A 5,167-nucleotide genomic window follows, 5' to 3' on the forward strand; every position below is an offset into this window, starting at 1 on the left:
GGCGGCGGAGCGCTTTTGGGACATCAAGTCGCAACGAGATTCGGGCTTTGGCACATAGGCGAGGCGGGCGCGATACTGGGCGCGCTAGGGCTTACAAGCTATCTCTATGCAAGCGTGAAATTCGCGGAGAAAAATAGCGCGTAGGCTAAATTCGCGAAAGAGCTTGGGCGAGATTAGCACGCTCTTTTAGCCGGCGCTTTAAAACGGCGGCTTTGCGGGATAAATTTTTAAAATTTATCCCTCGCGATTAGCTAGATTTTGCAGATAAAATTTAATCTCGCGCCTAGTTACCGTTTATAGTCTGCGCTATTTCTTACGGCGCCATATCCTTGCCGTTAAGCGTAATATCCGAAGTACTTAAATTTAGCGTCAGTATCGCTGTGATCGATAAAGCCTTAAAATTTTTTATCAATTTTCCTTTGATATAATTTATGTGATTTTAAAAAGCAATTTTAGAAGCTATTTGATCGGGAAATGTTTTGGTTGATGTAAAATGGACATAAATTTAATCTCGATAAGAATTTAACAAGTTTGCCGCAGCGCGGATTTCATACTTTGTAAAAAAATACTTAAAGGCTGTTTTTTATCGCATCTTCCAAAATATTTTTAGTCTTATTCGTATGCACGGTGTTGAGATGAATTAACTTTTTTAAGTCTTTTTTCTGATACGCTTCTATTATCGCCCTATGCTCCTCATTTGAGGATTTTATATGAGGTTTTTTATAAAATAAAGACAGTGAAACATATGGGATTGCCGCCATTATAAGGGTTTCGACGATATTAAACGTCCTACTGCCGCTTTCACTCTGCCAAAAGCACCGATGAAAATTGGCATTTAACAAAGCCCATTCGTTTAAATCCGTGCAAGTCTCGATCTGTTCTTGGATATTAATCGCTTTTTGTAGATATTCGGTACTATATTTTTCAAACGCATCCGTTATAAGTTTACTTTCCAATAAAATTCTGAGTTCATAAATTTCTTTTGCTTCCTTATAGCAAAGCCCTTTTACAATTGCGCCTTTAAACGGATCGAAACTGATCAGTCCTTTTGCCGTCAGAATTTTTAACGCTTCTCTTACCGGCGTAGCGCTAACGTTAAACCTCTTTGAAATTTCATTTTGTTTCAGCTTGGAACCGGATTTTATATTCCCGTTTAAAATATCTTGACTAAGGCTATGGACTATAAATTCTGTCGTGGTGATGGGACGATCTGAATTGAGATGTATCATTTCTTCTCCATTTTTTAGGAGTATTATACAAAAATAATATAAAAACAATCCAGATCGGCGCCTTAGAAATTTCCAAATTCTTTTCTTATCTGTTCCAAATTCATATTATTTGCCAGCAAAAGCATCAGTAAAAGTCTTGATTTAATCGGCGATAACCAGCCGGACATTATACAACCGATACTTTGTAAATCCATCTCCGAGCCTTTATAACCGTATGTCTTAGTAGCACAAATCCCGCTACCGGTGCGAGAAGCGACGACGACTGGAATTTGAACATCTCTTAGTTTATCCACCATATCGTATGATACGTGTCCGGCACCTACGCCACTAATTATGATACCGCTATAATTAGCACGTAAGGCGAGCTCAACCATTTCACCTTCACAACCTAAATAGCTTTGTATAATCTCTACTTTAGGAAATTTGACGTCAGGCAAAGGATAAATTTGACGCGATACGGCAGGAGTTATATATTTTACTTCATTCTCTATCACAAGTCCCTGAATACCGGCATTTATCGATACAAAAGTTTGCAGAGAAAAGGTATTGCTCTTATGAACCCATAGTGCGCTATGAATTGTATCGTTTAGTACTACCAGCACACCCCGATCTCTACTTTGCGGACTAATAGCGGTTAACACGCTAGCATATATATTGCCGGCACCATCCGAGCTAATAGAATCGGCATTTCGCATAGCGCCGGTAATAACCAACGGAGCATGCTCATCCCAAACTAAATTTAAAAAGAATGCGCTTTCTTCCAGCGTATCGGTTCCTTGCGTAATGACTACGCCTACTGCTCCTTTAGCAATCTGCTCTTTCGCCCATTTATAAACTTCTACGAGATCTTGTATTTTTAAACTACCGCTAGGAAGAGCTAGCAAGGTTTTAGCCTCTAGTTGAACCATCTCCTTTAAGGCAGGTATCGCGCCTACTAACTGTTCTGCACTAAAGCTAGGTTTAACTCCGCCTTGTCCACCGTTCGCACTCATACAAATCGTACCGCCCAACGCACCAATTGCAATTTTTGGCTTTGACATTTTTTGCTCCTTCGCTTTTTTGGTTTGGGAAATTATACCACATTTTAAAATTTTTCAATATAAAATACTAAATATTATATATAATTTTTTGAAAAAATGTTATAATGCTCAATAAAATTTTTAAAAAGGAGTTGACAATGTTAGTCGCGGCTCAATGCGTTATGATTTTTACGCTTATCTTAATGATAAGCGGTAAGACGCCGTTATATACTACGGCTATAGTCGGTTCGGCAATTAGCGCGCTAGTAGCAGGATTTCCGGTAACAGGGCCAAAAAATGTCGTATCTTTGGCCTCTCTTATTATCGGAGGTTTAAATCCGGTTATTGCCGATATGACAGGAATTTTAATGTTTATCGGTGTTATGCAAGCAAGTGGTTTCATGGACGTAATTATTCGAAGTATTGTAAGACTAGGAAATAGGCTGGGCGGCGGCGTAGGTGTAGCGACTGCCGGCGGTATAGCGGCTGCAGTAATAGGTATGCTTACCGGTTTTACGCAACCGGCTATTACTGCGGTCATAACCGGTACGGCATCCGTGAAGCTTGGAGTAGATCCTAATAAATCCGCTGGTATTCACGGACATGCCGGTATTTTAGGCAACTACGGCGGTTTTACTCATCCTACGCAAGTAGCCGTCGTAGCGGTGTCAAATATCGGATTCGGACTAATTAACGTTATAGGTACGTTTGTCGGACTTTGTGTTTTTGCTTGTGCCTTTTTTAGATTAAAAAGAATGCGAAGCGGCACAACGCTTAGCAAAGAGGATATCGAGCGCATTTCAAAAGAATTTGAAGCAAAGGCTGACGAAGCTCCAGTTTGGAAAGCGTTTTTGCCTTTTATTGTGCTTTTCATCGGCTTTATTGCGGGATTTCCAGTCTTTGTAGTAGGTATTGCAAGTGCGATTATTACGATTTTACTTTCCGTTTTAAATTTTCAAGAAGGCGAGAAAAATATGCTAGAAGGTGTCGGCAAGATAGCTACTCCACTTGTGGCTACGATAGGCTTTTTATTTATGAGCGGTGTTATAAAGCAAATTGGATTGGCTGATCTTATCGGTCAAATTTTTACTCCGATGCTAACTCATGCACCTATACAAAGTATGCTAATAGTATCGGCGTTAGCGGGTTTTGTAACCCAGAGTAATGCTGCGTCAGTAGCCATAACCATACCATTTTTGCAAGCCGCTCTTTCGCTAGGTACAGCGACGCCTTTATCGTTAGCCGTTATGGCTGCAGGCGGTAGCGCTATGATGCAATACTATCTCACGGGAGGTCCCGTCGCAGCGCTAGCAACCGTAATTCCGGTAATTCCGGGATCGGAATTAAAAGCGGCGAATAAATTCCAACGCCCAAATATGCTATTTGGACTATTGGTATTATTCATTTTGTCATTTATATTTTCGATATTTTAAATTCATATAAACCGTCGGCTAAATCTAGCCGACGGTTAAGCTTTGGCCTATTAAATCCAAATATTTTAAAAAAAATTGGCAGTGTAGTAAATTTATATTGTTTAATTTTACTTTATAAACCCGACCTGCGGTAAAATTTCAGCTAGCGCCGCGTCCTTTTTCTCGTTAAATTTGACCTTGTTCTGCTCAAAAAGGTTATTTCCGTGCGCGTCAATCGAGACGATGAGCGGGCCAAACTCCTTCACGCGGCACTTCCACAGCGTCTCGGGCATCCCAAGCTCCGTCCAGTCCGCGCTCTCGATCTCCTCGACCTGCGTCGCGGCGACCACCGCGCAGCCTGCCGGAAATACGCAGTGTATCGCGCCAAACTCCTTGCAGCCGCTCATCGTGCCCTCGCCCATGCCGCCTTTGCCCACTATCAGACGCACGCCCGTTTTAGCGATAAACTCGCGCTCAAATTTCTCCATCCGCATGCTAGTCGTAGGCCCGACGGAGACCATCTCAAAGCCCTCTTTACCGCCATCGTCCGTTTTTCTGATGATCGGCCCCGCGTGCAGGATCGCGCCGCCTCTGATATCTAGCGGTAGCTTGCGACCCTCCTGCACGACGCGTCTGTGCGGCACGTCGCGGCAGGTGACGATGTGCCCCGTGAGATAGATCACGTCGCCAATCTTGATATCCGCCAGATCCTCGGCGCTGATCGGTGTGGTTAAAATTTTCTTACTCATAGCGCAAACTCCTTGTGCGATTTTACATCGAAATTTAGCTGCTCATCCCAGACGATATGGCCTTTGCGGTGCGACCAGCAGCCTACGTTTACGGCGACGGCGATGACGCTTGGGTGGCGGGCGCAGTTTTCGATATGCACGCCCATCACGGAGCTTGCGCCGCTCATTCCTTGCGGGCCCAGGCCGATTTTATTTATACCCTCTTCGAGTAGCTTTTCGGTTAGCGCGGCTCGGTCGTTTGGATTGCGCGAGCCAAGAGGTCTCATCAGCGCTTTTTTAGATAGCAGCGACGCCACGTCGATCGAGGTGCCGATGCCCACGCCGACTAGCAGCGGAGGACAGGCGTTTATGCCGTAGCTGGTCATGATGTCCATGACGAATTTCACGACCCCCTCGTAGCCCATGCCCGGCATCAGTACGGTCGCCTTGCCGGGCAGACTACAGCCGCCGCCCGCCATATAGGTGTGTATCTCGCACTCGCTGCTACCCGGCACGATCTCCCAAAAAACGCTCGGCGTGCCCTTGCCGACGTTTTTGCCGGTGTTATACTCGTCAAATGTCTCGACGCTGTTGTGACGCAGCGGAGCCTCGCGCGTCGCTCGCAGTACGGCCTCACGCAGCAGCTCCTCAAGCTCGCCGATGAGCGGGAAGTTCGCTCCGCAGCGCACGAAAAACTGGATCACGCCCGTATCCTGGCAGGACGGACGGTCTAGCTGCTTAGCTAGGCGCTGGTTTTCAAACATCGTTTTGTAGATCTC

General features: G+C 44.7%; 5 protein-coding genes. 1 reads left to right on the forward strand and 4 read right to left on the reverse strand.

The window, feature by feature from the left end:
* Positions 1-569: 569 nt before the first annotated feature.
* Both QZ176_RS10205 and QZ176_RS10210 read right to left on the reverse strand, forming a co-directional pair.
* Positions 570-1,229, reverse strand: a complete 660-nt coding sequence (locus tag QZ176_RS10205; RefSeq protein ID WP_295153349.1) for a GntR family transcriptional regulator — start codon at positions 1,227-1,229, stop codon at positions 570-572.
* A gap of 62 nt (positions 1,230-1,291) precedes the next feature.
* Entirely contained in the window at positions 1,292-2,269 is a 978-nt protein-coding gene (locus QZ176_RS10210; RefSeq protein ID WP_295153351.1) for an asparaginase, read from the reverse strand.
* 137 nt (positions 2,270-2,406) lie between these two features.
* Here QZ176_RS10210 and QZ176_RS10215 point away from each other — a divergent pair, with 137 nt between their 5' ends.
* Positions 2,407-3,681, forward strand: a complete 1,275-nt coding sequence (locus tag QZ176_RS10215; protein WP_005870822.1) for a hypothetical protein — start codon at positions 2,407-2,409, stop codon at positions 3,679-3,681.
* Between the two features lie 107 nt (positions 3,682-3,788).
* Here QZ176_RS10215 and ttdB read toward each other — a convergent pair whose 3' ends face one another.
* Positions 3,789-4,409: a L(+)-tartrate dehydratase subunit beta gene (gene ttdB, locus QZ176_RS10220; RefSeq protein WP_295153353.1), complete on the reverse strand. Its 621-nt coding sequence runs from the start codon at positions 4,407-4,409 to the stop codon at positions 3,789-3,791.
* Positions 4,406-5,167: L(+)-tartrate dehydratase subunit alpha (ttdA, locus tag QZ176_RS10225; protein ID WP_295153355.1), on the reverse strand; the 762-nt coding region annotated here is incomplete at its 5' end. The genes ttdB and ttdA, both read right to left, overlap by 4 nt.

Origin of the sequence: uncultured Campylobacter sp., assembly GCF_905373215.1 — a bacterium.
Lineage (GTDB): Bacteria > Campylobacterota > Campylobacteria > Campylobacterales > Campylobacteraceae > Campylobacter_B.

Coding starts and splice junctions, on each gene's coding strand:
- ttdB (WP_295153353.1), bottom strand. CDS start 4,409: ATGAGTAAGAAAATTTTAACCACACCGATCAGCGCCGAGGATCTGGCG.
- QZ176_RS10205 (WP_295153349.1), bottom strand. CDS start 1,229: ATGATACATCTCAATTCAGATCGTCCCATCACCACGACAGAATTTATA.
- QZ176_RS10215 (WP_005870822.1), top strand. CDS start 2,407: ATGTTAGTCGCGGCTCAATGCGTTATGATTTTTACGCTTATCTTAATG.
- QZ176_RS10210 (WP_295153351.1), bottom strand. CDS start 2,269: ATGTCAAAGCCAAAAATTGCAATTGGTGCGTTGGGCGGTACGATTTGT.